Raw genomic sequence first — 408 nt, 5'->3', positions numbered from 1 at the left:
GCTGGGAGATGAACAACCAGATCTATCTGCCGCTCAAGGGCCAGTACCGCATGGCCGGGCTGGACGAGCGCTATGGCGAATACTTCGTCGCCCAGCCCACCCGCCAGGACCTGGAGTGGGTGGCCATGAACACCCGCGTTCACTATCGCCTCTGCCGCCTGCGCGAGACCCTGTCCGCCGAGGACCTGCAGGGCCTGCGCTGGGTGTTGCAGGCGGCGGAGGCCGACTAGCCCGGGCTAGTCGAAGCGGGTAATGACGGTCACCCCGGTGCCTTCGAACCTGTCCATGTGCATCAGCGCCGCGCCGGATTCGGCCAGGCTGATCTCGCGGCCGATCAGTTTCTCCGGCGCCAGGGTGCCCTGGCGCAGCATGGCCATCAGCACGTCGTAGCGATGGGCCTGCATGCCG

At 67.2% G+C, this 408-nt stretch carries 1 protein-coding gene and 1 pseudogene; one reads left to right on the top strand and one right to left on the bottom strand.

The genetic code is table 11. The features are described 5' to 3' along the window. A partial coding sequence (locus tag FS767_RS21650) for a hypothetical protein (protein WP_218571740.1) occupies window positions 1-230 on the top strand: 230 nt, incomplete at its 5' end. A 6-nt stretch (window positions 231-236) separates the two neighbouring features. Here the strand turns inward: FS767_RS21650 and FS767_RS23275 are convergent. Continuing rightward, a pseudogene (locus tag FS767_RS23275) lies at window positions 237-408 on the bottom strand (alcohol dehydrogenase); the annotation flags it as partial.

The sequence above is a fragment of the Pseudomonas sp. DE0010 genome (assembly GCF_007680745.1).
GTDB lineage: Bacteria > Pseudomonadota > Gammaproteobacteria > Pseudomonadales > Pseudomonadaceae > Aquipseudomonas > Aquipseudomonas parafulva_B.
The sequence above is the reverse complement of the archived record's forward strand: the minus strand, read 5'-3'. Positions and strand labels throughout refer to the sequence as shown.